Source organism: Erythrobacter sp. HI0063 (assembly GCF_001635685.1).
GTDB lineage: Bacteria > Pseudomonadota > Alphaproteobacteria > Sphingomonadales > Sphingomonadaceae > Qipengyuania.
This window is the reverse complement of the sequence record NZ_LWFF01000338.1, coordinates 18,366-44,985: the sequence shown is the minus strand read 5'-3', so window position 1 is coordinate 44,985 and position 26,620 is coordinate 18,366. Positions and strand designations below refer to the sequence as shown.

The 26,620-nt window shown below is 61.5% G+C and carries 21 protein-coding genes, 2 tRNA genes, 1 other RNA gene, 1 pseudogene and 1 riboswitch; of the genes and pseudogenes, 10 read left to right on the top strand and 15 right to left on the bottom strand.

What is annotated here, in order from left to right:
- The 8 genes and pseudogenes from A3736_RS15090 to A3736_RS15055 form a co-directional block, all read right to left on the bottom strand.
- A pseudogene (locus A3736_RS15090) lies at positions 1-83 on the bottom strand (glycine cleavage system protein H); the annotation flags it as partial.
- 3 nt (positions 84-86) lie between these two features.
- Positions 87-1,277: a glycine cleavage system aminomethyltransferase GcvT gene (gcvT, locus tag A3736_RS15085; protein ID WP_067684632.1), complete on the bottom strand. Its 1,191-nt coding sequence runs from the start codon at positions 1,275-1,277 to the stop codon at positions 87-89.
- Positions 1,278-1,443: 166 nt separating this feature from the next.
- Positions 1,444-1,552, bottom strand: a riboswitch (glycine riboswitch).
- Positions 1,553-1,656: 104 nt separating this feature from the next.
- A complete protein-coding gene (locus tag A3736_RS15080; protein WP_082851536.1) occupies positions 1,657-2,595 on the bottom strand; it encodes a sulfite exporter TauE/SafE family protein in 939 nt (312 codons plus the stop codon).
- Entirely contained in the window at positions 2,571-5,168 is a 2,598-nt protein-coding gene (gene metH / locus A3736_RS15075) for a methionine synthase (protein ID WP_067684630.1), read from the bottom strand. The genes A3736_RS15080 and metH overlap by 25 nt, the downstream gene beginning before the upstream one ends.
- A gap of 7 nt (positions 5,169-5,175) precedes the next feature.
- Positions 5,176-5,703 (bottom strand): GNAT family N-acetyltransferase, encoded by a 528-nt coding sequence (locus A3736_RS15070; protein WP_067684628.1) that lies wholly within the window; start codon positions 5,701-5,703, stop codon positions 5,176-5,178.
- A gap of 10 nt (positions 5,704-5,713) precedes the next feature.
- The gene (locus A3736_RS15065) at positions 5,714-6,760 is read right to left on the bottom strand and encodes a homocysteine S-methyltransferase family protein (protein WP_067684626.1); all 1,047 of its coding nucleotides are present in this window, start codon (positions 6,758-6,760) and stop codon (positions 5,714-5,716) included.
- Positions 6,757-7,662, bottom strand: a complete 906-nt coding sequence (gene metF, locus A3736_RS15060; RefSeq protein ID WP_067684646.1) for a methylenetetrahydrofolate reductase [NAD(P)H] — start codon at positions 7,660-7,662, stop codon at positions 6,757-6,759. The genes A3736_RS15065 and metF overlap by 4 nt, the downstream gene beginning before the upstream one ends.
- A 17-nt stretch (positions 7,663-7,679) precedes the next feature.
- A complete protein-coding gene (locus tag A3736_RS15055) occupies positions 7,680-8,663 on the bottom strand; it encodes a metalloregulator ArsR/SmtB family transcription factor (RefSeq protein WP_067684624.1) in 984 nt (327 codons plus the stop codon).
- A 276-nt stretch (positions 8,664-8,939) separates the two neighbouring features.
- Between A3736_RS15055 and A3736_RS15050 the strand changes: the two genes are divergently transcribed.
- Entirely contained in the window at positions 8,940-10,745 is a 1,806-nt protein-coding gene (locus A3736_RS15050) for a fibronectin type III-like domain-contianing protein (protein WP_067684622.1), read from the top strand.
- 1 nt (position 10,746) lies between these two features.
- Here the strand turns inward: A3736_RS15050 and A3736_RS15045 are convergent, their stop codons facing one another.
- The 4 genes from A3736_RS15045 to A3736_RS15030 are packed head-to-tail and all read right to left on the bottom strand — an operon-like array spanning position 10,747 to position 15,446.
- Positions 10,747-11,946: an ABC transporter permease gene (locus tag A3736_RS15045; protein WP_067684644.1), complete on the bottom strand. Its 1,200-nt coding sequence runs from the start codon at positions 11,944-11,946 to the stop codon at positions 10,747-10,749.
- Positions 11,947-11,954: 8 nt separating this feature from the next.
- Positions 11,955-12,671: an ABC transporter ATP-binding protein gene (locus A3736_RS15040; RefSeq protein ID WP_067684620.1), complete on the bottom strand. Its 717-nt coding sequence runs from the start codon at positions 12,669-12,671 to the stop codon at positions 11,955-11,957.
- 19 nt (positions 12,672-12,690) lie between these two features.
- Positions 12,691-13,995 (bottom strand): efflux RND transporter periplasmic adaptor subunit, encoded by a 1,305-nt coding sequence (locus A3736_RS15035; protein WP_067684618.1) that lies wholly within the window; start codon positions 13,993-13,995, stop codon positions 12,691-12,693.
- Positions 13,992-15,446 carry an efflux transporter outer membrane subunit gene (locus A3736_RS15030; protein WP_233999428.1) on the bottom strand — a complete coding sequence of 485 codons (1,455 nt, stop codon included), beginning with the start codon at positions 15,444-15,446 and terminating at the stop codon, positions 13,992-13,994. The genes A3736_RS15035 and A3736_RS15030 overlap by 4 nt, the downstream gene beginning before the upstream one ends.
- A 218-nt stretch (positions 15,447-15,664) precedes the next feature.
- Here A3736_RS15030 and rnpB point away from each other — a divergent pair.
- Positions 15,665-16,086, top strand: an RNA gene (gene rnpB / locus A3736_RS15025) — RNase P RNA component class A.
- Positions 16,087-16,096: 10 nt separating this feature from the next.
- Here rnpB and A3736_RS15020 read toward each other — a convergent pair.
- On the bottom strand, positions 16,097-16,876 hold the full coding sequence (locus tag A3736_RS15020; protein WP_067684640.1) for an acyl-CoA thioesterase II: 780 nt from the start codon (positions 16,874-16,876) through the stop codon (positions 16,097-16,099).
- 179 nt (positions 16,877-17,055) lie between these two features.
- Here A3736_RS15020 and A3736_RS15015 point away from each other — a divergent pair.
- From A3736_RS15015 to A3736_RS15005, 3 genes are all read left to right on the top strand, one after another.
- Positions 17,056-17,129 (top strand) — tRNA-Cys (locus A3736_RS15015).
- A gap of 29 nt (positions 17,130-17,158) precedes the next feature.
- Positions 17,159-17,234 (top strand) — tRNA-Thr (locus A3736_RS15010).
- 264 nt (positions 17,235-17,498) lie between these two features.
- Positions 17,499-20,696 carry a type ISP restriction/modification enzyme gene (locus tag A3736_RS15005; RefSeq protein ID WP_067684616.1) on the top strand — a complete coding sequence of 1,066 codons (3,198 nt, stop codon included), beginning with the start codon at positions 17,499-17,501 and terminating at the stop codon, positions 20,694-20,696.
- Positions 20,697-20,719: 23 nt separating this feature from the next.
- Here A3736_RS15005 and A3736_RS15000 read toward each other — a convergent pair whose 3' ends face one another.
- Complete coding sequence (locus A3736_RS15000) at positions 20,720-22,117, bottom strand: hypothetical protein (protein WP_233999426.1); 1,398 nt, start codon at positions 22,115-22,117, stop codon at positions 20,720-20,722.
- A 207-nt stretch (positions 22,118-22,324) separates the two neighbouring features.
- A complete protein-coding gene (locus A3736_RS14995) occupies positions 22,325-22,624 on the bottom strand; it encodes a helix-turn-helix domain-containing protein (protein WP_233999425.1) in 300 nt (99 codons plus the stop codon).
- A 13-nt stretch (positions 22,625-22,637) separates the two neighbouring features.
- On the opposite strand from A3736_RS14995, the gene A3736_RS14990 reads away from it, so the two are divergent.
- From A3736_RS14990 to A3736_RS14965, 5 genes are all read left to right on the top strand, one after another.
- Complete coding sequence (locus A3736_RS14990) at positions 22,638-23,198, top strand: DUF805 domain-containing protein (protein WP_233999423.1); 561 nt, start codon at positions 22,638-22,640, stop codon at positions 23,196-23,198.
- Positions 23,199-23,264: 66 nt separating this feature from the next.
- Positions 23,265-23,597, top strand: coding sequence for a hypothetical protein (locus A3736_RS14985; protein WP_067684610.1), 333 nt, complete (start codon positions 23,265-23,267; stop codon positions 23,595-23,597).
- 85 nt (positions 23,598-23,682) lie between these two features.
- Positions 23,683-24,057: a hypothetical protein gene (locus A3736_RS14980; RefSeq protein ID WP_067684608.1), complete on the top strand. Its 375-nt coding sequence runs from the start codon at positions 23,683-23,685 to the stop codon at positions 24,055-24,057.
- 706 nt (positions 24,058-24,763) lie between these two features.
- On the top strand, positions 24,764-25,039 hold the full coding sequence (locus tag A3736_RS14970; protein WP_067684604.1) for a hypothetical protein: 276 nt from the start codon (positions 24,764-24,766) through the stop codon (positions 25,037-25,039).
- Between the two features lie 67 nt (positions 25,040-25,106).
- Entirely contained in the window at positions 25,107-26,348 is a 1,242-nt protein-coding gene (locus A3736_RS14965; protein ID WP_197465627.1) for a VapE domain-containing protein, read from the top strand.
- Positions 26,349-26,620 lie beyond the last annotated feature (272 nt).

Here is a 26,620-nt window from a genome sequence, read left to right as displayed (position 1 = left end):
TGCGCATAGGCAGTGATACCGACGGTGGCGGTATCGCCCTCGACGTCGATCCATTCGTGTTCTTCGGTGAAATAACGAGCCATCGGTCAGTTTCCTCTGTGATAACGATGGGGGACGAAGGGCAGCTTCGCGACCTTCGCGGGCAGACGCTTGTTACGAACCTCGACGGTGAGTTCGGTTCCCGCTTCGGCATGGCCGCTCTTCACGTAAGCCATGGCGATCGGGTGGCCGAGCGTGGGCGAGAATCCGCCGCTGGTGACGCGGCCCACCTCGTCCTCGCCGTGATAGACGATGGCGCCCTCGCGCGCAGGCAGGCGGCCTTCGAACACCAGGCCGACGCGCTTATCGGCACATCCCTGTTCCAGCTTCACCGCGCAGGCGGAGTGGCCGATCCAGCCGCCGCTTTCGCGCCGCGTCTTGGTCAGCGCGAAGGTGAGATCGGCAGTGACGGGATCGATCTCGGCCGTGAGATCGTGGCCGTAGAGCGGAAGGCCCGCTTCCAGACGCAGCGAATCGCGCGCGCCCAGTCCGGCAGGACGCACTTCGATTTCCGCGCAGAGGCGATTGGCGAGCGATTCGACCAGTTCGGCCGGGACCGAAATCTCGAACCCGTCCTCGCCGGTATAGCCCGCGCGGGTGATCCGTAGCGGCCATTCTCCAAACTGGTAGAGAGTGGATTGCATGAAGACGAGATCGTCGGGCACGCCGCGCATCACCCGGCCCAGCGCCGTCGCCGCCTTGGGGCCCTGAAGCGCGATCAGCGCCTGCTCGTCCATGTGAGTGAGCGTGACATCGTCGGACAGATGTTCGCGCAGATGGGCGATATCGTCCCACTTCATCGCGCCGTTGACGACCACGTAATAGGCCGGTTCGCCCCAATGGCCTTCGGTGCCCGCCTCTTCGTCGCCTTCTATCCAGGGCGTGGCGTTGGTGACCATCAGATCGTCGAGGATGCCGCCCTCTTCGTTCAGCAGCAGCGAATAGCGCACCCGGCCCGGCTTCAGCGAAGCGATCGCGCCGGGCAGAAGTTTTTCCAGTTCCGCAGCGGCATTCTCGCCCGTGACCATCAGCTGGCCCATATGGCTGACGTCGAACAGGCCCGCCTGATCGCGCGTCCAGTCGTGCTCGGCCACGATGCCGCCGCCCTCATCCTTGTTATACTGGATCGGCATCTCATAGCCCGCGAAGGGCACCATGCGCGCACCCTTCTGTCGATGCCAGGCGTCCAGCGGCAGGGTCTCGGTGGTGTCGGGCGTATCGCCGGTGTCGTCGCTCATATCAGGCCCCGCAAGCATGGCGCACGCCGGGACGGCGCGCGTATGGATCCATGCCCCCTCTGTCGGGATACCTGAGAGACTGACGCGCGGCACAGCCTTGCGCGCTTACCCCTTCGGTGGTTCCGCCCCCGATCGTGGATCGGGCGGAACGCTTTCCAGAGTGTCGACGGCGCGCGCGGTCCCTATCGCCTGAGAGTTTCCGGGGCGGTTGCTCCTTCGGCGCCGCCCGGCCACCCGAAAACGGCTGACCCGGCGAGCTCTCCCGCGCGCACCCGCCGCAGAATCGCTCCCACGGCAGACGGATATCCGGTGAACGCTTCGCGCGCGCCGGTCAATCGGCAAACGGCGTCGCCAAGCGGTTTTGCACGCTGTATTCGCCCTAGGCGTTGAGCCACAACAGGTAGAGCGCCGACAGGACGATCCAGCCTCCGTCGAGCGTCTTCAGACGCTTCGCACCCAGCCACAGCGCGATCGGCCGCGCGAGGAACCCGCCGAGCATGGCAGCAGGCGCGGCAAGCAGGACAACCTCCCACGCGATCGTGCCCGCCTCGATATGCCACACGCTGCCTGCGATCACGCTGATGGCGGAGATAACACAGGCCGCACCGGTGCATAGCAGGACCGGATAATGGCGGATGAAGAGATAGAGCGCGACGAGCTCGCCCACGCCGACCGAGAACAGAGCGGTAATCGGCCCGCCGACGAGGCCGATCGCAGCGAGCATCGCCAAATCCCTGGGCGCAAGCCGGTCCCGCTCCGCGCGGCGCGCGTTCACTGTCCAGGTTGCGGCGATCAGGGCCGTGCCGAGCAGGATCGAGAACGCCTTGTAACCGAGCAGAACGGCATGCTGATCGAAGCTGCCCAGTCGTTGCGTCAGCAGCATGCCCGGCACGGACAGCGCAAGCACCCCGGCGACCACCAGCGCGAAATCGCGCGGGCGGACCTCCGCTTCGAGGGGCTTCGGCTCCGGCTGATGCAGCAGCCGGTCGGTCCAGCGCAGCGCCCCCATGCTCATCCCGAAGCTCTGGATCGCCATCGACACGCCGACCACCTGCAACGGCGCGAGCGTCATCACGTCCAATTCGCGCAAGGCGTTGAAGACAGGCACGAACACCACGCCTCCGCCGGTGCCCGACGTATTGGCGATGATCGCGCCTGTCAGGCCGACACCGGGGAGAAACCACAGGCTCCCCATCAGGCCGCGCGATACCGGCACCAGTAGCCACAGCGCGGCATAGGCCGCGAGAAGCACGGCACCCCCGATCAGGACCAGCCGCCCCGGCGGCAGTCGGCTCAGTCGAGATTGGGCCGCAGCCATCGTTCCGCCGTGGCAAGATCGACGCCGCGCCGCTCCGCATAATCCTCAAGCTGGTCGCGGCCGATGCGGGCGACGCCGAAATATTCGCTTTCGGGATGGGCGAAATAGAACCCGCTCACCGCTGCGGTCGGCCACATGGCGAAGTTTTCGGTCAGGGTCAGCCCGGCGTTTTCGGGCGCATCGAGCAGATCGAACAGGATCGGTTTCAGGGAGTGATCCGGGCAGGCGGGATAGCCCGGCGCGGGGCGAATACCGCGATATTCTTCCTTGATCAGCGCCTGATTGGTGAGCTGTTCGTGCGGGGCATAACCCCATAGATCGGTACGGACATGTTGGTGCAGACGCTCCGCAAAGGCTTCGGCGAACCGGTCGGCCAATGCCTTCAGCAGGATGTCAGAATAATCGTCTTTGTCCGCGCGGAAGCGCTCCGAATGCGGATCGATCCCATGGATGCCGACGGCGAAACCGCCCATCCAGTCGCCCGCCGGATCGATGAAATCAGCCAGGCACATATTGGCCCTGTCGCGCGATTTCTGGACCTGCTGGCGCAGGAAGGGAAGCGTGACATGGCCGCTGTCAAGGTGGAGCGTGATGTCGTCCTGATCCCGCGCACACGGCCAGAATCCGCAGACGCCGCGCGCGGTCAGCCATTTCTCCGCGATAATGCGATCGAGCATGGCGTTGGCGTCCGCGAACAATTGCGTCGCGGTCTCGCCCACCACCTCGTCGTCGAGGATCTTGGGATAGGTGCCGTGCAATTCCCATGCGCGGAAGAAAGGCGTCCAGTCGATATAGTCGCGCAATTCCGCCAGATCCCAGTCGGGGAAGACGTGGCGCCCCGGCTGGAGCGGCGGCGCGGCCTTGTCCGAGAGGTAGACGTCGCAGAAATTCGCCCGAGCCTCTTCGAGCGACAGCAGCACGCTTTTCGACTGGCCCTCGCGCGCCTTCCTCACCTTGACGTATTCGCCCGCCGTGTCGGTGACGAAATCGTCGCGCTGAGTGTCCGACAGCAGGCGGCTGGCGACGCCGACCGCGCGGCTCGCATCGAGGACGTGGATCACCGGGCCTTCATAGGCCGGATCGATCCTGAGCGCAGTGTGCACCTTGCTTGTCGTCGCCCCGCCGATCAGCAGCGGCATGGTCATCTTCGCGCCCTGCATTTCCTGCGCCACGGTCACCATCTCGTCGAGCGAGGGGGTGATGAGGCCAGACAGCCCGATCATATCGGCCTGGTTCTCGTTGGCGGCTGCAAGGATTTGCGACCAGGGGACCATGACGCCCAGATCCACCACCTCGTAACCGTTGCACTGCAGGACCACGCCGACGATGTTCTTGCCGATATCGTGCACGTCGCCCTTCACCGTGGCCATCACGATGGTGCCCTTGGCCTTGGCGCCGGGCTCCTTGCTCGCTTCGATGAAGGGGATGAGGTGCGCGACCGCCTTTTTCATCACGCGCGCCGATTTGACGACCTGGGGCAGGAACATCTTGCCCGATCCGAACAGGTCGCCGACCACGTTCATCCCGTCCATCAGCGGGCCTTCGATGACTTCGATAGGCCGCGAAAACTGCTGCCGCGCCTCCTCGGTATCGGCGACGACATGCGCATCGATGCCCTTCACCAATGCGTGTTCGAGGCGGCGCTTCACGTCCCAGCCGCGCCATTCCTCGGCCGCCTTCTCGTCCGCCGCGCTTGTGCCGCGATAGCTTTCGGCAAGGTCGATCAGTCGCTCGGTCGCGTCGGGACGGCGCATGAGGATCACGTCCTCGCAGGCCTCGCGCAGGGTCGGGTCGATCTGGTCGTAGACGTCCAGCTGCCCCGCATTGACGATCGCCATGTCGAGCCCGGCGGGGATGGCGTGATAGAGGAACACCGAATGCATCGCGCGGCGCACGGTCTCGTTGCCGCGAAAGCTGAAGCTCAGATTTGACAGGCCGCCGCTGGTCTTCGCCTTGGGACACCGCTGCTTGATCTCGGCCACCGCCTCGATGAAATCCAGGCCGTAACGGTCGTGCTCCTCGATCCCCGTCGCGACCGCGAAGATGTTGGGATCGAAGATGATGTCCTCGGGCGGGAAGCCGATCCCGACCAACAAATCATAGGCGCGCGAACAGATTTCGACCTTGCGCGCCTTCGTATCGGCCTGCCCCGCCTCGTCGAAGGCCATGACGACCACTGCCGCACCGTAATCGCGGCAGATACGCGCGTGATCGAGGAAGGGCTCCTCGCCCTCTTTCATCGAGATCGAATTGACGATCGGCTTGCCCGATACGCATTTCAGCCCCGCTTCGATCACGTCGAATTTCGAACTGTCGACCATAACCGGCACGCGCGCGATGTCGGGCTCGGCGGCGATCAGCTTGAGGAAAGTGGTCATCGCGTGCTTCGCGTCGAGCAGGCCTTCGTCCATATTGACGTCGATGATCTGCGCGCCGTTCTCGACCTGCTCGCGCGCGACTTCGACGGCGGTCTCGTAATCGCCCGCCATGATCAGCTTCTTGAAGCGCGCCGATCCGGTGACGTTGGTACGCTCGCCGATATTGACGAAACGGGCGGTGGAAAGATCGCTCATGGAAATATCAGACCTGTTCGAGATCGCGCGCGAGCACGACGTCATCGTAAAGAGTGCCACCGACATCGAAGCGGCGCGTGGCGATCTGGCGGAAGCCGTGCTTCGCATAGAAGCCGATCGCGCGGTGATTGTCGTCCTTGACGCCCAGCAGCAGGCGCGAGTGCCCTGCCGCCCCGTCAATTGTGCTGGTCAGCAGGCGCGCTGCCGTATCGCCGCAATGGAAGCGCGACAGAAGATAGATCTTCTTCAGCTCGATATCGCCGGGCTCTGCGGCATCCAGTTCGGGCTCCACCAGCAGCGCATAGCCGACCGGCGCGCCGTCGAGTTCGGCCAGCCAGGCCCGCGCTCCGGCGGCGAGGCCCGCGCGCAGATGGTCGGGCTCGTGATGGCGGGCGCAATGCGCCACCAGCGCCTCGCCATCGATCAGCCCCGCAAAGGTTTCGAGAAAGGTCGCATCGGCCACCAGCGAAAGGCGCGCCGCGTCCGTCGCGCTCGCCTCGCGAATGGCGATATCGGGTCGGGCGGTTTCGCTCATGCCGCTCCGATCACGCCGCGATCGTGAAGGATTCGAGCCCGGCCAACTGCATATTGGCGTCGATCTCCGGCACGGTGCGCGGCGTCACGCCTTGGACCGCGCGCGCCATCGCCGCGATATGATCGGGCGTCGAACCGCAGCAACCTCCCAATGCGTTGATCCGCCTGTTGTCAGCCCAGACGCGGGTCAGCGATGCGGTCGTTTCCGGCAGCTCGTCATATTCGCCCAGATCGTTGGGGAGGCCGGCATTGGGATAGGCCATCAGATAGGTGTCGGCGATATCGGACAGGAGCTGGACATGCGGGCGCAATTGTTCGGCACCGAAGCTGCAATTCAGCCCGATCGTCAGCGGCTTTGCGTGGCGCACCGTATACCAGAACGCCTCCACCGTATGGCCCGACAGATTGCGGCCCGAAAGATCGGTGAGAGTCAGCGAGATCATCAGCGGAATGTCGGTACCAAGCTCGCGCTCCAGCTGCTTGACCGCCATGATCGCGGCCTTGCAATTCAGCGTATCGAACACCGTTTCGATCAGGATGAAATCCGCCCCGCCCTCGATCAGCGCGGCGCATTGTTCGCGATAGACATCGACGATGGTGTCGAAATCGACCTCGCGGAAACCGGGATCCTCGACATCTGGGGACAGGGACAGCGTCTTGTTGGTCGGCCCCACCGCGCCCGCGACGAAGCGGGGGATACCGTCCTTCGCGCTGGCCTCGTCCACTGCCTCGCGGATGATACGCGCGGCGGACACATTGATGTCGCGCACCAGCCCTTCGGCCCCGTAATCGGCCTGGCTGATGCGGTTGGCGTTGAAGGTGTTGGTGGCGAGAATATGCGCGCCTGCATCGATATAGCTGTCGCAGATTTTACGGATCACCTGCGGCTGCGTCAGATTGACGAGGTCGTTATTGCCCTTCTGATCCGCGTTCAGCCCGGTATCGCCCGCATAATCTTCGGGCGAGAGTTTCGCGCGCTGGATTTCGGTGCCGTAGGGGCCGTCCTTGATCAGGATACGCGCCTTGGCGGCGGCTGCGAAGGCTTCGCGTTTGGTCATGATGCGACTTTCGGACGCAGGCCGAGCATGTGGCAGATGGCATAGCTCAGCTCGGCGCGGTTGAGAGTGTAGAAGTGGAACTGGCGCACGCCGCCTGCATAGAGGCGGCGGCAGAGTTCGGCGGCGATGGTGGCGCTGACGAGCTGGCGCGCTTCGGGCTTCTCGTCCAGGCCTTCGAACAGGCCCTCCATCCAGGGCGGGATCGCCGTACCGCAAAGGCCCGACATCTTCTGGACCGCGGCGAAGCTCATCACCGGCATGATGCCCGGCACGATTTCGCCTTCGATACCCGCCGCCGCTGCGCGGTCGCGAAAATCGAAGAAACATTCCGGCTCGAAGAAGAACTGCGTGATCGCACGGGTCGCCCCGGCATCGAACTTGGCCTTGAGATTGTCGAGATCGGCCTGGCGATCTTTGGAATCGGGATGCATTTCGGGATAGGCGGCGGCGGAGATTTCGAAGTCGCCGACCTTTTTCAGGCCCTTGATCAGATCGACCGCGTTCTCGTACCCGCCGGGATGGGGAGAATAGCCCTTGTCGCTGTCGGGCGCATCGCCGCGCAGGGCGACGATGTGGCGGATGCCCTCTTCCCAGTAATGGCGCGCCACCGCATCGACCTCCTCGCGCGTCGCGGCGACGCAGGTGAGATGGGCAGCGGCGGGAATCTGCGCCTCGTTCTGAATGCGAACGACCTGTTCGTGCGTGCGCTCGCGCGTCGAACCGCCTGCGCCATAGGTGACCGAGACGAAGCGCGGGTCGAGCGGCTTCAGCGTCTCGACGCTCTGCCACAGCGTCTCGCTCATCTTCTCGCTCTTGGGCGGGAAGAATTCGAAACTCACTTCGATATCGCCAGCGAGGTCCGAAAACATCGGCGCTTCCAGCGCGCGCTGCGCTTCTCGCATCTGATTGAGAGTCGGGCTCACGATGCGGCCCTCCTGTCGATGCGCGAGGCCTCGTCATGGGCCAGCGCAATCCAGATCTTCACAACCAAAGAACCTCCGTCGAGCGATATGGGGGGCCGATGCGCCAGTCCGGCGTCGGTCAGCAGGGTCTGCATCTGCGCATCGGTGAAACCGAGGCGCGCATGGGCGTGGCGCTCGCGCAATTCCTCCCGGCGATGCGCGGCGAAATCGACGATCGCCACGCGCCCGCCAGGCCTCAGCACGCGCGCCGCTTCCGCTATCGCCAGCGCAGGATCCTGCGCGAAATGGAGCACCTGATGGAACAGGACGGTGTCGAAGCTGGCATCGTCGAAAGGAAGATGGGCGAAATCGCCTTGGACCAGTTCCACGCGCTCCGTCGGCAGATGTTGAAGCTTGGCGCGTGCGACGCGCAGCATGGCGAGGCTCTTGTCGAGTGCCACGATGCGATCGGCGGAGCGGGCGAACAATTCCGCCATCCGGCCCGTTCCGGTGCCGATATCGAGCAGGCGACCGAGCGGATCTTCGCCCAGAGCCGCTGCCAGCGCATCTTCAACCTGTTCGTCCGAACTGTGGAGCCGCCGAACCTCGTCCCAATCCCCCGCATGCTCGGCAAAATAGGAGGCGGCCTCCTTCTCTCGCGCAGTGCGGATCTGGGCGAGCTGGCGCCGGTCCTGCTCGCACACGGCGCCGAAATCGCGATCCTCGCCCTCGCAGGCCTGGAGCAGTCCCTCGATGCGTTCACCCACCGCGTCCGAAACATCGCCCCCGTGGCGTGCGCGCAGGAAAACCCAGCTACCTTCCTTGCGCCGTTCGACGAGACCGGCGGCGCTCAATATCCCGACATGGCGCGATACGCGCGGCTGGCTCTGCCCGAGAACCTGCGCCACTTCGCCCACCGATAGCTCCATTGAGCCGAGCAGGCGCATGATCCGCAAGCGCGTCCCATCCGCCAGAGCCCGAAAGATCGCCTCGATGTCCATCGGACGCAATATAAAGATATCTGCAAGTCTGTAAATCGGCTTTCAAGTCGATGGATTTGACTGCGCGCGCGGCAAGCTGAACAATCGAAAACGATGGAAAAACCGTCTGTTAAACTTCCTTCCCCTATCGGATGGAAACGCTTCGGCCTGCGACGCGATGATTCGCGGGGTCATGTCGATTGGCGCTCGGATCACATGCGAAGGGTGGGGAAAATGCTTTCAGCGATGCAAATCGACACGAAATTCTCGCGACCCGCAGCGGAGGTTCGCTGAGCCTTGCCGCTGACTGCCGCCCTGCGATCCAATCTGCTGCACTTCGTCGAGGATCTGTTGTCCTACATGACGACGGCGGAAAAGCGCGGCCAGCTGGAAACGGCGATGCTGCCCTTGCGGGAGAGTGAAAATGCCCTCGATCATCAAACGCTCCGCAAGCTACGCGCGGGGCAGGTTGGGACAGTCATTGGGCCACGCTCGCCCGCAGAGGCGACGGAATTGCAGCGCCTTGCGGTTGAAGAGACACGGCTTGGCATTCCCCTTCTCTTTGCCGACCGGATCGACGAGGCGGCCTGGCCTTCTCCTCTTGCCATGGCAGCGAGCTGGGACGTCGAGGCGGTGGAAAATCTCGCACGGCACAAGGCGATCGAAGCCAACACGCGCGGCGTGACATGGGTCGCGGCACCGTCTTTCCGCTCCCTTGCCACGACCTCACGCTATCGGTCCTCCAGCGAGTTCACTTTTCTGGCACGGTATTTGCGCGATGCGGTCGTGCGTGAGCTCTCCGGTAGCGAAAATGGCAGAGATCTCGCTCGCTTCGGCCATGCCCTGGTTCTGCTGCGCGATGGCGATCTTGGATCGTCCGGTATCACTCGGCCGGACGATGAGCCCACGGAGGCGCCTAGCGAAGCTTTCATCGGCCGCGACTTTTCCAGCTGGCATGCGGATGTGGGTGCGGATGGTCCGAAGCTGGATCAGACGGTCCGCCGAATCCTGATGGCAAAGGCCCAGCTCGGCCTGTTCCGCGATCCGTTCAAACGCGTCGAAGGATCCCGCCTGGCCGTTTCGGGAGATTACGCCGCCGCAAGAGCCGCGCTGGCCCGCAAGTCGATGATATTGCTGCGCAACGAAGACTCCGTACTGCCCCTGCAGGTCCAGTCCGAGCCGGTGCTGTGCGTCGATTGCGGCAGCGGCATGGGCGAGGCAGTGGGCGAACGGCTCGCTGCGCGAGGCATCGCGTATCGCAAGTTGACCGGGCTGGCCTTGCGGCAGGAAGCCCTCGATCAGCCGAACGCGCTTTTCGCGGCAGATGGCATGGCGATCGGTATCGCCGCCAATGCGGCATCGCGCGCGCGGGCAGTGATGCTGTTCGTGGGCGAGGCGGATTGCGAGCCCGGCCCCGGCCTGCCGCGCCTCGGCCCGGCGGCGAAGGCCTTGCTGGCCGGGCTGGTGCACGCCAACGCGCATTGCTTGCTCATATCGGCGACCGCGCTGCCGCTCGATCCGACATGTCTGCCCAAGGATCTTGCCGCGCATCTGCATGCCTGGTCGCCGGAAACCGGCTTCGAGGAGCCCATCGCCGCAATCCTGACCGGAGAGAGCCCACCGCAGGGCAAGCTTCCCATGGCGCTCGGCGAGCCGGAGCAGCCGCAGTTTCATCCCTTTGGCCACGGCCTGACCTACGGCACGCTCCAATCTTCGCCTCTGACGGTCGAATTCGGCTGCGACAGCGTGATCGCGCATGTGAAGCTGACCAATCCGCACCCCCATCCGGTCTGCGAAACGGTTCAGCTTTATGTACGCACACCCCACACGCCGGACCTACGCCTGCGGGGTTTTCAGCGTCTCGAAGTTCCCGCAGGAGGCAGTCAAGAAGCGCGTTTCCAGCTAAGCGCCGCGCATCTGGGCGAGGCAAATGACAGTGCGCCTTGGCGGGTTCAATCCGGACGGTTTGCGATTTCCATCGGGTGCGACAGTGTGTCGGGGCAAACCGGCGAAGTAGATATCCCCGCCGATCTGGCTCGCGCGATTTCGGTCCCCGCGGCGTTACGCGGCTTGGACTATATAGGGGCCAGAAACAGCGGCTGATCTATTCGTGGCGAAGCGCGTCGATCGGGTCGAGCTTGCTGGCCCTATGGGCGGGATAATAACCGAAGATCACGCCCATGATCGCGCTGAATACGAAGCTGACGATATTCACGACCGGATCGAACAGGAACGGCAGGTCGATCGCATTGGCCAGCGACATCGACAGGCCGAGCGCCAGCAATATGCCGAGCAGTCCGCCGAAACAGCACAGCACCACCGCTTCAGTCAGGAACTGCATTCTTACCTCCTTCGCCAGCGCCCCGATGGCGAGGCGGATGCCGATCTCGCGCGTTCGCTCTGTCACGCTGACGAGCATGATATTCATGATCCCGATCCCGCCGACCAGCAGGCTGATCGCGGCGATCACGGTGACGACCGCCGTCATCGTGCCGGTCACGTTGTTGACCGTTTCGTTGATGTCGGCGGTATCGACGATGTTGAAATCGTTGGCCTCGCCTTCCTGGATCACGCGGCGTTCGCGCAGCAGGTCGATCAATTGCTGCTGGATCGAGGAATTGGTGTAGGAATCGTCGTATTTCACCACGAAGAACTGGACGTTGCCCGATCCGGTGAAGCGCCGCTGCACTGTCTTCAGCGGCATGAACACGACGTCGTTGGCATCCTGCCCGCCGCCGCCTCCGCCGGAAGACCGCTCCCCAACCGTGCCGATCACCTGGCAGCTGACATTGCCGATCCGCATCTGTTCGCCCAGCACTTCGCCCTCGACGAAGATCTCGTCGACCACCTTGGTGCCGAGGATGCAGACCGCCTCGCCGCTTTCCACTTCCTGAGCGTTGAAGCTGCGTCCTTCTTCCACGTCGATCGATTGCGCGGCGAAGAATGCGGGATCGGCGCCCTGGACGCTGGTGCGCCAGTCCTGCCCGTTGTGAAATGCAGTCGCGCCTGCCTGGGCGGTACCCGCCGCGCTCACGACGCCGGGTATTTGCCGCTCCACGGCGCGAATGTCGTCGTCCTCGAACGGCGGCGGGGCGCGGCCTTCGACGCTTTCGGGAAACACGATGAAGACGTTGGAGCCCAACCCGGCGATATCTTCCTGCACATCTGCGGTCAGGCCCCGCCCCAGCGTCACCATGGTGATCACGGCGGCGACGCCGATGATGATCCCCAACGTCGTCAGGAAGCTGCGCAGCAGATGCCGCCGGATCTCGCGAAAGGCGAGCAGCAACGTGGCGCCGAACATCCGCAGCCTCATGGCCGCACCTCCGCCCCGGCTCGCGCGCCCGCCTCGCTGCGTTCGACCAATCCGTCACGGAAGTGGACGATGGTACGCGCGAAAGCGGCCATCTCTTCCTCGTGCGTCACCGTCAGCACGGTGATGCCCGTTTCGCTGAGGCCGCTCAGAAGTTCCATGATCTCGACCGATCGTTCGGTGTCGAGATTGCCCGTCGGCTCGTCCGCCAGCAGGACATCGGGATCGGTCACGAGCGCGCGGGCGATGGCGACGCGCTGTTGCTGCCCGCCCGACAATTCAGCGGGCGTATGGCTGGCCCAGGGGAGCAGCCCGACCTTGTCGAGCGAGCGCTCCGCCGCCTCGCGCCGCGCCTTCTTGGTCTCGCCGCGATAGAGCAGCGGCAATTCGACGTTTTCGAGCGCGCTGGTGCGGGCGAGCAGGTTGAAGCCCTGAAACACGAAACCGAGATAGCGGCGGCGCAGCATGCTGCGCTGATCGCGCGACAGCGATTGCACTTCGACCCCGCGAAACCGGAACGTCCCGCTGGTCGGCGTGTCGAGGCAACCCAGAATGTTCATCGTGGTCGACTTGCCCGAACCCGATGGGCCCATCACCGCGACGAAATCGCCGCGCGCGATCGACAGGTTCACGCCCTTCAGCGCCTGGAACGCCGCCGCCCCGGTGCCGAAGGTCTTGGTGATCCCTTCCAATTCGATGATCGGTGCATCGCTCACGCTACGGGAATGCCTCGCGTCACTGCGGCCCCGCCGCGATGCCGGTGACGACGTTCATGCCGCGCTTCAGCTCCTCGGACGCGACCACGGTGAAGCGCCCGTCGCTCTGGCCAGTGACGACCTCGATACCGCGCAGGGATCCATCGCTTTCGACGACATAGACCGTCTGGCGGCTGCCCACGCCGATGCCGGCTTCGCTTTCCTGCTGGAGCCCGATATTGGGATTGCCGAAGATGCCGCCGCCCTCGTCCTCGCTCTCGGGCTCGAACCGCAGCGCGGCGTTGGGCACGAGCAGACGATTGCCGGTGCTCTGCGTCGCGATCGTGGCGGTGGCGGTCATGCCGGGGCGAAGCAGGCCCTGCGGATTATCGACCGTCAGCCGCGCTTCATAGCTGACCACGGACTGGCCCTGCTGCGCGCTTTGTTGCTGCTGGGTCTGCGAGACCGTGTTCGAAGCGAGGTCGACCCGCTCCACCTGCGCCGGGAAACGGCGGCCGGGATAGGCATCGACGGTGAAGGTCGCGCGCTGCCCCTGCTCCACCTGGCCGACATCGGCTTCGTCCAGATTGACGCGCAATTGCATCGTCGCGAGATTTTCCGCGAGCACGAACAGCGTCGGCGTGTTGAAGCTGGCAGCCACGGTCTGGCCCGGTTCGACCTGCCGCGCCAGCACCACGCCGGAAACGGGCGCGCGGATAACGGCGCGCTGCGACTGGGTCTGCGCGGTCGAAAGCTGCGCTTCCACTGCCGAGGCGTTGGCGCGTGCCGAGGCGACCGCCGCCTGCCCGCGGCGTACCGCAGCGACGGCCTGCTCCATTTCCGCATCCGAAGGCACGCGCCCGCCGGACAGCCGCTCCACCTCACGCAGCCGTTCGAGCTGCGCGCTGTCGGCCGATAGCGTCGCCTGCGCCTGCGCGATCTGGGCGCGCGCGGCATTGAGGCTGGCGCGGTTCTGGTCGATCTGATCCTGAATCACGTCCGTGTTGATGACGGCCAGCACCTGGCCGCGCGTGACCTGGTCGTTCACATCCACGAGGATGCGATCGATCCGACCCGATATTTCCGAGCCCACCTCGACCTGATTGGTCGGGCGCAGATTGCCCGTCGCCGTCACGGTCAGGTCAAGCGAGCGCGACACGACTTCCGCCGTCACGTAATTGGGCGCAGGCTCCTCGCCCATGCAGCGCGAAAGGGCGAAGACCAGCAGGATCGCCACGATGATGCCGCCCCAGACCCGCTTGCGCCTGTACCATTTGCGCGGCTTTCCGGTGTCGAGATAGCTCTCGATTTCCTCTTGTGGGCTTGCGGCTTCGGGATCGCTCATTCGGCTGTCCTAGCTTGGCCCTGCGCCGCATAGGGTGCGGGCAGGGGAAAATCGTAATCGCTCGCGCTCCATCCGCCGCCCAGCGCCTGGGTCAGGCGGACGAAGGCCGTGGCGCGATCGGCCTGAGCGCCCACCAATTGGTTGCGCGCGGACAGAAGCTGGTTCTCGACCACCAGCAGCGTCTGGAAATCGGTGAGGCCGGCTTCGTACTGGCTGCGTGCGAGAAACGCGGAATTGTTCGCCGCGTCGAGCGCTTCTTCGGTGATCGCCACCCGCTCGTCCGCCGTTCGCTGATCGACGGCGGCAGTCTCGACCTCCTCCAACGCCGACAATACGGTGCGCTCGTAACTGGCGAGCGAAGCTTCGGCGATCGCCTCGGCGCTGTCGATTCGCGCCCGCGTGCGCCCTCCGTCGAAGATCAGCTGAGTGAGGCCTGCGAACAGATTGCCGGTGATGATGTCGAACAATCCGCCGAGCGAGGTCGCTCCGGTCGCTATCGTCCCACTGATGCGTGCGGCGGGCAGCAAATCGGTCCGCACCACGCCGATACGGGCCGCGGCGGCGATCAAATCCGCTTCCGCCGCGCGCAGATCGGGGCGGCGGCGAAGCACATCGGCAGGTGCGGCGAAGCCGGAGGCGGCGGGTGGCACCGGGACCGGCTGCGGTTCGGTTTCGGTCAGCGCTTCGTACGTCCGGCCCGGCGGCTCTCCGATCAGCGTTGCGATGGCATTGGCCCGGGCGACGAGATTGCTTTCGAGAAGCGGGATCGTCGCGGCGGTCTGCGCCCGCTGCGCCCGCGCCTGCTCGACATCCAGACTGGAGACCAGCCCTGCCTGATTGCGCCAGCGCGCGAGTTGGAGATTGTCCTCCTGAAACACTAGCGTCGAACGTGCGATGGCGAGCTGTTCGGCGAGCGCGCGCGCCTGTACCGTCTGGATCGCGACCTGGCCCACGATCAGCCGCTGAACGTCCGCCAGCGAATAGCCCGCCGCCGCCAGATCGGCGCGGCTGGCGGCAATCTGGCGCGAGATGCGGCCGAACAGATCGGCTTCCCAGGCGATATCGGCACCGACGCTGAGATCGAATTCCTCGCGCGCGAAATCGCCCACATCGCGGCTCACGCCCGCCCTGCCCGATACGTTCGGGAGATAGCCTGCGCGCGCCAGACGCAATCCGGCCCGCGCCTGATCGAGGCGCGCGATCCCCAGCGCAATGTCGCGATTTTCCGCGATCGCCTGACGGACGAAATCGTCGAGCAGCGGATCGCCTAGAGCGGTCCAGTATTCGGACAGATCGACAGCGATCGGCGCAGTGTCGGAAAAGGCCCAATCGGCCGGAACGGGCACGGAGGCTTCCTCGATCGCCCCATCGCGCGTCCCCGCGAATGTCGCACAGCCGCCCAGCGCCAGCGTCGTCAACGCCAGCCCGCCCCTACGGAACAGCCTGCCCACCCCCGTTTTCAAATCGAAATCACCCCCAAATTCGCCCCCTTTTCACGATCCTTCGCCAATCGCGCAAGTCCAAAGCCGACCCATTTTTAATCTAAACACGAACGATTACGTCGGTCAGGCGTGCATCGGCGGACATGCGACTGTGTTCGATGAGCCACCCCCACGGCTACTTTCAGGACATCTTGGCGAACGGGTTCGGATGGCCTATCGCGCCCCTGCCAGGGGGCTGGGCAGCCGCGGCATTTCGATGTCGAGGAAAGTCCGGGCTCCACGAAACGAGGGTGGCGGGTAACGCCCGCCAGAGGCAACTCTAGGGAAAGTGCCACAGAGAGCATACCGCCGATGGCCGGCCACGTACCGGAACAGGCAAGGGTGAAAGGGTGCGGTAAGAGCGCACCGGGGCTTCGGCAACGCGGCCCGCATGGCAAACCCCACCCGGAGCAAGGCCGAATAGGGGCGGCGCGCCGGCTCGTCCGGCAGGGGTGTTTCGCCCCTGGCCTTCGCGCTGCGACCGCCCGGGTTGGCTGCTCGAGCCGTGGAGCGATCCACGGCCCAGACGAATGGCTGCCGCCGCAGATACGGTCCGCCTGTCGGATACCGTCTGCGGATACAGAACCCGGCTTACAGGCCCCCTGGCACCTTAAATGCGCTCAACCGAAGATCGCGGCGCACTGCATCCCGTCCAGCACCTGCTGGCCGTCCGTGTTCCACAGCCGCAACCGCTCGCTCGAATACCCGCCATCGGCGTGCTGGCTTGCATTCTGAGACAGCCACCAGCCATCCTGCGTCCGGGGTTCGGGGTCGAGCAGGTTGAAGGACCAGTTGATCGAACTGAGCGGCCCCGGGCGCTGCATCGCGCGCACGGCGCCGGGCGGCAGCACGTCGCCAAGCAGGATAAGCTCGGACACCGGATCGAGCCCCTGACGATCCGTGACCCGCGCCCAGCGCTGCACCACCGGCTCGCCCGGCCCGCGCTGGTCCTGCGCCCGCCGCAATTCGAAATTATTGCGGATGAAGGCCGGACCCTTGTCGGCGAGGACCGTCTCGTTCTCTTCCGGTCCACCGGGCCAGTCGGCATGCTTTTCCGCCGGGTGGACCGCATTGGGCTCGCGCGCGGCGCCAAACAGCCAGAATGCGGTCAGCGTGCATTGCCCCTCGCACCAGATCTCGCTGCGGACCTGGGTGACGTTGCGCCCCTGCCGCACGATCTCGCGCCGCAGATCGACCTCGCCGGACGAGGGCGCGACGAAGGCGATCTGACCGGCGCGCAGCGGCGGCAGGTCGGGAAAGGCGCGGATCGCCGCCGTATAGGCGATCAGGGCGGAGGCGCCGCCATAGAGCGTGCGGCCCTGCATCCAGTCTTCGGCATCGGGAAGCGTGCAGGAACCGCCTTGCGCGGTGATCGGTGCGAGCAGATCGAACATGGCCATGGCCCCGCCATAGCAAGCGATCATCGCAGGTCCAGCGCGGGCGATTCCGAAATGACGATCAAGCGGGGTCGGCGCAAAAACCGGCAAACAGGCGATTGCCTTGCCGCGCGCCTTTCGCTAGGTGGCCGCTTCCCTGTCGCGCACCCGCTTCGCAAGAGGCGGCGAACGATATGGGACGAGGCCCGATGGCGGAGTGGTTACGCAGAGGACTGCAAATCCTTGCACGCCGGTTCGATTCCGGCTCGGGCCTCCATAATTTCCCGGTTCATGCCGGGCTGGAATGCCGCTTTAGCTCAGTTGGTAGAGCACATCATTCGTAATGATGGGGTCACGTGTTCGAGTCACGTAAGCGGCACCACCACTTCCAAGAGGCAAATTCAGCGGTTGAGGCGAACGGTCGTTCGGCTGATTGCCTGTCTTGGGTTCTGTTTGGGGCACTTTGGGTAAGAAAGTAGGCTGCGCCTCCCCTATACCCAGTTTCACTGCATTGCAGCCTACAAGCTTGGCGGGGCAGGCTCGGTTAATTCAGAACAAATGTGATCCAACGATCATGTTTCCGGAGGCGCTTGGCGAAATCGGTACATAGCGTTAAGCCCCTGTGGGCAAGAGGGCGCAACCGCAAATGGACGTTCAAGGTTATCTATCTGAAATTCGTGCGCTCTACGCCAGTGGCCAGACAACCGAACACAGTTTCCGTCCTGCATTGGCGAAGCTGTTCGCGTCGATCGATCCGGCCATTACCGTCATCAATGAGCCCAAGCATATTACCGATGTCGGCGCGCCTGATTTCGTGTTCCAGCGCGGGGATGTCGCCATCGGCTGGGCCGAGGCCAAGGACATCGGCAAGGACGTTCGCAAGTTCGCTGCCAATGACTACAGCAAGGGCCAGAAAGAGCGTTACCGGAAGGGCCTGCCCAATCTGATCTACACGAACGGGCTAGACTTCGAGTTCATTCGGGATGGCGAGGCTGTGGATTTCATCACCATTGCCGACCTGACCCCGACCATGCCCGCAAAGCCGGACAGCTTTGCGCTCTTGGAAAACCGGCTACGCGACTTCACTCACGTCACGCCACTCAGCATCACGTCATCCAAGCGGCTGGCGGAAATGATGGCTGGCAAGGCCGCCATCATCAAGGACATCATGGGCCGCGCTCTGGTGGCCGATATGAAGGCAAAGGAGGCAGGCCAGCCAGCTTCCGACCTGATCGGGCAGTATGAGGCGTTCAAGGCAAACCTGATCCACGACATCACGGTTGATGAGTTTGCAGACATCTACGCCGAGACAATTGCGTACGGGCTTTTCGCGGCGCGCCTACATGATGATACGCCGGCCACGTTCACGCGAGGCGAAGCGCTGGATCTCTTGCCTAAGTCCAATCCGTTCCTGCGCCAACTGTTCATCTACATCGCGGGGCCGAATCTGGACGAGCGCCTGCGCCGCGTGATCGATGAATTGTGCAACGTCTTCTGCGCGACGAACATGGAACAGGTGCTTCGCCACTTCGGGAAGGTCACGGCGCGGCAAGACCCGTTCCTGCATTTCTACGAAGTGTTCCTGGCCGAATACAACCCGGCCAAGCGCAAGGCACGGGGCGTTTGGTACACGCCTGAGCCTGTCGTGAATTTCATCGTCCGTGCGGTCGACGAAGTGCTGAAATCAGAATTTGGTCTGTCAGACGGGCTTGCTGATACCAGCCGCATTTCGATTGATTGGGACACAGGCCAAACGGACAAAAAGGGCAAGCCAGCTACCATCAAAAAGCAGGTTCACCGCGTCCAGATTCTAGACCCTGCAACCGGAACAGGAACGTTTCTGGCTGAAGTATTGAAATTAGTGTCGGAGCAGGTGAAGGGCATCGCGCCCGGCCAATGGTCAAACTATGTCGAGCAAGACCTAGTTCCTCGTATCCACGGCTTCGAACTACTTATGGCGAGTTACGCCATGTGCCACATGAAGCTAGATATGATCCTGACGGGTCTTGGCTATAAGCCAACGGACAAGCCGCCTCGCCTGGGAGTTTATCTCACCAACTCGCTGGAGGAAGGCGAGCGCGTGGAACAGACGCTTTTCGGCCTGTCCCGTGCTATCGCAGAGGAAGCGAAGGCCGCTAGTGACATCAAGCGCCAAACGCCAATCATGGTGGTCATCGGCAACCCGCCATACAATTCGAGCAGCTCGAATAATGGACCTTGGATCGATGGGCTCATTGCGCCGTACAAGGCGGAACTGGGCGAGCAAAAGGTCAATCTCAATGATGACTACATCAAGTTTTTGAGGCTTGGCGAAAGTTTCATTGAGCGGAGTGGCCGAGGCATTTTGGCCATGATTACCAACAACTCTTTCCTCGATGGAATCACACAAAGGCACATGCGCCGTCATTTGCGCCGAACCTTTGACGCAATTTATGTCATGAATCTCCATGGGGATATTCGAACGGATTCGGGATTTTCCGACAGGGACGAAAACGTCTTCGACATCACCCAAGGTGTTGCCATATCCATATTCGTTAGGAAGGGGACGTCTGAAAAGGCCAAACTTGGCCAAGTGCATTACGTCGACATCCACGGAAGCCGAAAATCGAAGTATGAGCGGCTGTTTTTAGATTCGCTTTCGTCCGCAAAATTCTCTGAGATTGAAGCTGAAGCGCCCAATTTCCGGTTCGTGCCATCCAGCGACCCCTCGCGGGAAGCCTATGAAGCTGGGTTCCCCATCAATGCGCTCGCTTTGACATATAGTTCAGGGGTCCAAACCAAGCGAGACAGCATCTGTGTTGCACACACGCGTGCAGACTTGGAGGCGGTATTATCGGACTTTGCTGAAGCTCCAGAGGATAACCTTCGCGAAAAGTACGGCTTGCCGAAAGACGGTCGCGATTGGACCATCAGCAACGCTAAAGCCGATGTTATTTCCGGCAAGGGCGAGATTCGTGAGTTCACCTATAAACCGTTTGACACCCGGTTTTTCTACTACTCTGGCAAAACGAAGGGCTTCGTGGCCTACCCGAGGCGCGATGTCATGCAGCACATCGTCGACAGGCAGAACCTGTCGTTATTGTTCAACCGCCAGACTGTAAGGGACTATTTTTCATATGCAGGATTGACGCCGTTTGCCTGCAATCACGGTACTTTCTATCTCGGGAACAGAGGACAAGACTACTGCTTCCCGCTCTACCTCTACCCGGAGGATGACACCCTCGACCAATCGATCCAGGTCAATTTCGAACCCAAGCTTTACGCCCGCATTCGCAAGGCGGCTGGTCTCAGCAGCACCTCCGCCGCGCCCGATGGCACAGAGGCATTCCGCAGCGTGACAGGGGAGGCACGGCCCGATGAAGTCAAGGTGTTCGACTACATATATGGCGTCCTGCACTGCCCTGCCTACCGCGCAACCTATGCGGAGTTCCTGAAGATCGATTTCCCGCGCATCCCTTTCCCGCCATCACCCAAGGTGTTTCGCAAGGTGAGCGAGAAAGGCGAAGAATTGCGCCGCCTTCACCTGATGGAAGACGCGGCCATCGGCGAAGCCAAGTTTCCCTTTGAAGGCGAAGGCGATAGCGTTGTCGACAAGCCCCGCTTCGAAGGCGGCAAGGTCTGGATCAACAAGGATCAAGGCTTCGCTGGCGTCCCCGCCATCGCTTGGGATTTCCCCATCGGCGGCTACCAGCCCGCGCAGAAATGGCTGAAAGACCGCAAGGGCCGCGCACTGTCATGGGATGACATTCGCCACTATCAGAAGATCATCAAAATCCTCGCTGAAACCGACCGCATCATGCAGGGCCTTAAGTTGCCGTTGAGCGCTGCGAACGCAAGCGACTGATTGGTTTGGCGGGCTTGCTCCCGTCAGAGCATCGTGTCGTTCCGTACGCTCGCAGAAGCCTTCCGGCGCGCATCGATGACCACGATTTCCGAAGTCCGTTCACCGCGTGCTTCTGCGTCCTGCTTAAGCTTTTCGATCTTGCGCAACTTTCGGCCCATACCACCAATATCCATGATGACGAAAATCGCTTCGGAGGTGGTTGCTGCCTTTTTGTAGATTTCTAGCTGCGTCTTATAGCCATGCTCTACGCGCCCCTTGGAAAGCTTCATCTCGACAAGGACGCGCCCACGAAAGCCCGTGGAGAATTTGAAGTCTACCGGTCCGCCGCCTGAGTTAGTCTCTGGCGAGATGTCAACGTTGTTCACCGCGCACATGATGTTGGCGATTGCGAAGAAGAGTAGCTGACTAGCCCGTTCGTGCTTATGCGTGTTGCCGTGCCAGAGCAGCTCCCACATGTTGTTGTCTTCGACCAGGCCCTGGAACGTTTCCACGATGGTCATGACCGATTCGAGGAGTGTCGAAGCATGCTTCGTAGCGGGATTGCTTAGTGCTCCGACATAGGGGGTAGGGTCTTCACTGAGGATTCGCCGGAACTGAAAGTATCCGTCTAGGTCGGCTTTCTCATCATAGCTTTCAGCCGCGGCTCCCACAGCTTCGATCAGTTCGCGAAGTAGCGATTCCGACGAAAGCACGGCTCTCCGCAGCGCTGCCTTCTTTTGTGACAGGGTAGCCTTGGCGAGGTTCCCGAACATGCTGTTTACCGCGTCCCGGATTTCCTGAATTTCCATGACAACACGGCTGACATCCGACCAGTCAGCGGCGAGAGGCAAATCACGAAGAATATCGCGTGGCACCAAAATGACGGGCTTGTCCGGCTGGTACGGATTCTCGGGCAGCCTGCGGTTGTCGTATTTCTTGCCGAAAGCGCGAACAGGGACGTTGTTAGCTGCGCAGAATTCCTCAGTCACCTGACACAGGACGGGCAGAAGGAAATTCGTTGTCATATCGCTGAGCGTGTCTGGGCCGACCCCCTCTTCAAATAGAGGCATTAGCGGGATCATGCTTGGGTCTTTTACGCCAAGCGCAATGATCTCCTTGGCCGTTCGAAGGATTCCGTTTCTGAGCTTTGGCGGCCGGGAGCTGCCACTTGTTCCTGCGCCGCCATAGCCCAGCCCGGTTTCCGACCGTTCTGACAAGTCGAGAGCATTGAACGCGCCGCGCCACGCGACATCGCCCTCATTCTCCGAAATGGATAGCAAGCCGACAACGTGCTGGAAGCCACTTTCAAGATCCTTCCGTCCCTGCCTCTTCATTTTCGTGTTCTGACTTTTCGGGACGAGCAGAGGATCGATGAAAAGCTTCGTATCGCTGTTGAGCACGGGATCAAGCAACTTGGCTTTGGCGAGCGCTGTGGTGCTCACCCTAAAGTGCTTTGAGAAAAGCACCGGGTTCACGAGTGTTTTTCTTGCTGCCATACTGCCTCGCAAATTTGGAAATTAATCGGATGCTCGGTTTCGTAAGTCCTACTTCATATTAGCGGAAACCGATTAGCAATTTATCCGCAGCAATTTTATGCAGAGCGAGTTCCGGTCAAACACGCAAACCTCAGTATCTTATGTGGAAGTCCGTTAGTCGAGCAGGTCGCCGAGTTTGCAACCAAGTGCTTTGGCGATCCGTTCGACGACCGTGATCGTCGGGTTCTTCACTTGCCGCTCAATCCCGCTGACATAGGTCCGATCAAGCCCGGCTTCACCAGCGAGAGTTTCCTGCGGCCAACCGCGCTCTTTCCTGAGCGCCTTCATGTTTGCGGCGAGGCGGCAGCGGACTTCCATCCACCAGACTGAACCGAACTGTAGTCCATCAAACCACGGACTATGAATCTCATTTTTCCTTGCCTTTGCGCCCGCAATGGCAAAACGATCCCACACGACAGGAGGACATATGATTGACGAAGATAACCTGAAAAGCATCGAGAAGCTTCACGCGATGCGAGCTGAAGGCATTCTTTCAGACGAGGAATTTGATGCAGCGAAACGCAGAATCTTGAACGGGACATCAAACCGTCCAAGGACGCGCCCTCCCACAGGACGACCTGCGCAAGAGCCTGGCGAAACCGATTATCTTGCATGGGCCATTCTTCCCTTACGTCGATACGCTCAATTCACGGGTCGATCGGGACGGAAGGAGTTTTGGCTGTTCCTGTTAGGGGTGAACCTTGTCGGAGCTGCGCTCGCGATTGTCTGGACAGCCGATACCAATGTCCTCGGCTTCACCGGTACGATAGGGAACATGGCATTCGCCGTTTTGATTATCGGGTTCCTGGGCATCCTGTTGCCGTACCTCGCAGTGCAGGTCCGCAGGTTCCACGATCAGAACCGCTCGGGCTGGTTCGCACTGATCAATCTCATTCCGTACATCGGTCCTCTGATCGTTCTCGTGATGATGGCCTTGCCGGGGGCCGACGGGGAAAACGAATACGGCCCCGATCCAGCCGAACTCTGACTATCTACACCTTAGCCAACGAGGCCTCCGGAGCGATCCGGGGGCCTTTTTTATTGGAGATTTCTCATGCTCTATATCTCGACAGCCAACACGTTGGCACACATCCTCGAAACCGGTTGCGATCGCAATTTAAATACGATCCTGGCGCGCTATCAAGAGCACCTGTCAGATGAACCGATTGCGGAGCTCTTCGTCATCCAGCCTGGCGATTTGCAATCCGACTTAGCTCGTTGCCGAGGACGTCCTTTCAAACTTTGGGAGTTCATCGACTTCGCCGACGGTTGGTACGAGGCCGTGTTCATCATCAGCGACGATGGTTTCGGTCACGTGGTGCTGATCCCGGACCAGCCGAGCACCGACCCCACGCTGAGGGCCATTTGCAAGGCTCACGGCAGCTAACCAACCTACCTAATTAATCGAACCGAACCGCGTCCAGGCACCCCGCCTCGGGCGCATTTTTTATGCCCAAATTCGGAGTATTCATATGATCGATCTACCCTCTATCGATTCCATCAAAGCCATTCTGAACCAGCCGCTCGATGAGGCCCTTAAGAAACTGCTTGAGGATCGGCTTGCTGATACCATCCACTGCGGCTTGCAGGATTATACGCATGTCCACGTGGTCGAGGCAGGCGACACGGAACAACAGATTATTGATGCAATCGGCTTCTCACCGCTCAGAACTCGAATTGATAACCGTCCGAACTGTCCCGATTGGGACTGGTGCGAGCGGCACCCCGGCTGGTGGGAACTGCTCTACACCGTCGGCGACGGTGGGTTCGCTTACATCCTTCTCGTCGAAGATGCCGAAAGATCGCCGCTAGCAAAGCTTTGCCACAGCGAGGGGCCGAGCCGATGAGGTTGCTGGGTCAAATAGTGCTCGCGTGCCTCATCCTCACGGCTCTGCGCTGGGGATTCCAGGTAGCCTTCGTAGCGATGGCACTTGGCTTGATCTTCGCCCTCTATCGAGCCCCAATGCAAACGCTGTCGATCCTTTTCGGCCTGATCCTACTTGGTGCGTTCGCTGCGTACCCACTCCCCGGCCTTATTCTCTTCATTCTGGCGATGTTGGGTGGGCAGCTAACTGCCAAGTGATTCGCAGAATAGCTTCAAACAGGCGTGCGAAACGAAGTCCGCGCCCGGCATTCCAACCGGTAGACCATCACCGACCACTCTGCTGAAAGTACCGTTCGCTCGGATGCTCGGGCGATGACCGGGTTTACGTGCCTTTCGCCGGACGAAAATTAATTCACCTGGCGAATGTACGTAAACCCGGATAATCCTTTGAAAACAACATTTTACGCGAAATTTGTGCTTGCGTACCTGCTTCATGTTTTTAGATGGAAGCCAACCCCGGCGGAAACGCTGGGGAGATCCAGTTTCGATCCTGCTGAGAATAGATCGCTGACCCTCAGGCGAAGGGTTCAGGTCTTTGACAGTCCGCAATCGCCACGGCAACTAGAAGAAAGGAATTATATCATGCTCTTGGCATTTTAATAACACCAAACCCAATAAATTTTTACAATACACTTGTCGTCCAGGACGACCAATAAAGAGAAAAGACTATGAATACGAATATCAATGCCGACCTTGGCTTCATCATTTTCAAGCGCGCGCAAAACCTCTCACTCGATTTCCTCCGAGCAGGTTATGAAGGTGCGATCAGCTTCGCCAAGGCGGCGATCAGTCTCGGCTACACAAGCGACGATGAGATCATTGCCGAGGCCTGCGCCATCGCAGGAGATCATGTTGAGGCTCGCTTCGAAACCTTGCTGATGGAGGGTGAAAATATCCATTGGCTTCGGACCGGCGACGGACAGCTAGCGCTGCTCCCGAACTGAGATGGAAGGCGTACAGACAGCTGGGGGATCGAAAGGTCCTCCAGCGATTTCCAAGACCCTAGCTCAAGTGAGCAAACTCGATCGCGACGAGTTTCCCGATCAACCTCGATCGGCGAACAAATCGGTCCCAGCGACCTACGAGAACTTTCTGCACGTCCTTGAGGCGACCGGCATCGACGTTCGCTTTAATGTCATTGGGAAGCGTCCGGAGATCACCATTCCTGGCTTGATCGCAGGGAGGCAGAATCGCGATGCTGTGCTGCTCTCCCACCTTGAGAGCTTCATCATCCGGAACGATATGTCTCCGGCAAAAGTCTGCAACTATCTGTTGGCACTCGCCGATACCAAACCCTTCGATCCGTTTGCTGACTGGGTGAATGGAAAAGAGTGGGACGGTAAGACCAGGCTGCCTGACATTTGCGCAACGATCGAACCGGAGGACGACTATGATCGGTCCTTCAGGGACACGCTCGTAACAAAATGGCTACTGAGTATCGTCGCTGCCACCTTCAAGGCGGAGGGCTTCCGTTCACGAGGGGTCCTTACGCTACAAGGCGGTCAGGGTATCGGGAAAACGACTTGGTTGTCCAAGCTAGTGACCCCGCAAGCTCTCAGAGACGATGTCGTGAAGCTTGGTCATAGTTGGGATGGCGGCAGTAAGGATGCTAAATTGGGTGCCTTGCGGCATCGCATCGTCGAACTTGGGGAGATCGAGGGTTCATTCCGAAAGCAGATGCCATCGCTCAAGGCCTTCCTCACAGAGACCAGCGATAAGATCCGCCCACCCTACGGCAGGGTCGAAGCAGAGTATCCGCGCTCGACCATTTTTGCTGCCACGGTGAATGATCGTCAGTTCCTAGTCGACACAACCGGGAATAGCCGCTTCTGGACCATACCGGTCACGCGGCTCAAATCCGATCATACAGTCCCTATGCAGCAGGTGTTCGCGGAGCTCAAAAGTCGCTTCGAAGATGGCGAGCAATGGTGGCTGACGGACGAGGAAGAGGAAACGTTGGCGACCATCAACCGCCAGCATCGCCTCATTAGTGCCGTCGAAAGCAAGATCGAGGAAGCGCTCGACCTTGAACTCGTTGGTGCCAGCGGTCTTCCTCGGATGACAGCCAGTCAGGTTCTGAAGGCAATCGGGATCGAGAAGCCGACGAATGCCCAGTCCAAGGAAGCGAACGTAGCCCTACGTACGCTACTGGGAGAGCCGACCCGATCGAAAGGCTACCACTGGTGGAGGGTGCCGTGGCGTCAGCCGGATCAGTCAGGTGCCGCCTACGACCCTGAGTCCGAGACTTACTAAAGCTCGGAACTTGCCCACCCCTGCCTCCCCCCCTTTGCACTGTGGCCAACTGGCCCTTTCGACAGGGGTGAGCAGGGGGCGGCAAAATCACCCATAAACCCCGTCCCGCGTCCGGCTCCGAGTTCGGCTGGCGCAGGACGGGGTCTTTTTTCGCCCCCGGCCCCGCTGGGGCACCCTCCGACCACGAAAGCGCACGCTCCGGCATCCTCCCCTCCGGAGGGCGTCGACGCATTTCTGCAAGCTGCGCTTATCGTACATAAATAAGGAAAATT

Excerpts from the sequence above, each read along its gene's own strand:
- A3736_RS15080 (WP_082851536.1), bottom strand. The coding sequence starts at position 2,595 with ATGGCTGCGGCCCAATCTCGACTGAGCCGACTGCCGCCGGGGCGGCTG.
- A3736_RS14980 (WP_067684608.1), top strand. The coding sequence starts at position 23,683 with ATGATCGATCTACCCTCTATCGATTCCATCAAAGCCATTCTGAACCAG.
- A3736_RS15070 (WP_067684628.1), bottom strand. The coding sequence starts at position 5,703 with ATGAGCGAAACCGCCCGACCCGATATCGCCATTCGCGAGGCGAGCGCG.
- A3736_RS15020 (WP_067684640.1), bottom strand. The coding sequence starts at position 16,876 with ATGGCCATGTTCGATCTGCTCGCACCGATCACCGCGCAAGGCGGTTCC.
- A3736_RS15045 (WP_067684644.1), bottom strand. The coding sequence starts at position 11,946 with ATGTTCGGCGCCACGTTGCTGCTCGCCTTTCGCGAGATCCGGCGGCAT.
- A3736_RS15055 (WP_067684624.1), bottom strand. The coding sequence starts at position 8,663 with ATGGACATCGAGGCGATCTTTCGGGCTCTGGCGGATGGGACGCGCTTG.
- metH (WP_067684630.1), bottom strand. The coding sequence starts at position 5,168 with ATGAGCGATCTTTCCACCGCCCGTTTCGTCAATATCGGCGAGCGTACC.
- metF (WP_067684646.1), bottom strand. The coding sequence starts at position 7,662 with ATGCGAGAAGCGCAGCGCGCGCTGGAAGCGCCGATGTTTTCGGACCTC.
- A3736_RS15035 (WP_067684618.1), bottom strand. The coding sequence starts at position 13,995 with ATGAGCGATCCCGAAGCCGCAAGCCCACAAGAGGAAATCGAGAGCTAT.
- A3736_RS15005 (WP_067684616.1), top strand. The coding sequence starts at position 17,499 with ATGGACGTTCAAGGTTATCTATCTGAAATTCGTGCGCTCTACGCCAGT.
- A3736_RS15065 (WP_067684626.1), bottom strand. The coding sequence starts at position 6,760 with ATGACCAAACGCGAAGCCTTCGCAGCCGCCGCCAAGGCGCGTATCCTG.
- A3736_RS14970 (WP_067684604.1), top strand. The coding sequence starts at position 24,764 with ATGAATACGAATATCAATGCCGACCTTGGCTTCATCATTTTCAAGCGC.
- gcvT (WP_067684632.1), bottom strand. The coding sequence starts at position 1,277 with ATGAGCGACGACACCGGCGATACGCCCGACACCACCGAGACCCTGCCG.
- A3736_RS14990 (WP_233999423.1), top strand. The coding sequence starts at position 22,638 with ATGATTGACGAAGATAACCTGAAAAGCATCGAGAAGCTTCACGCGATG.
- A3736_RS14985 (WP_067684610.1), top strand. The coding sequence starts at position 23,265 with ATGCTCTATATCTCGACAGCCAACACGTTGGCACACATCCTCGAAACC.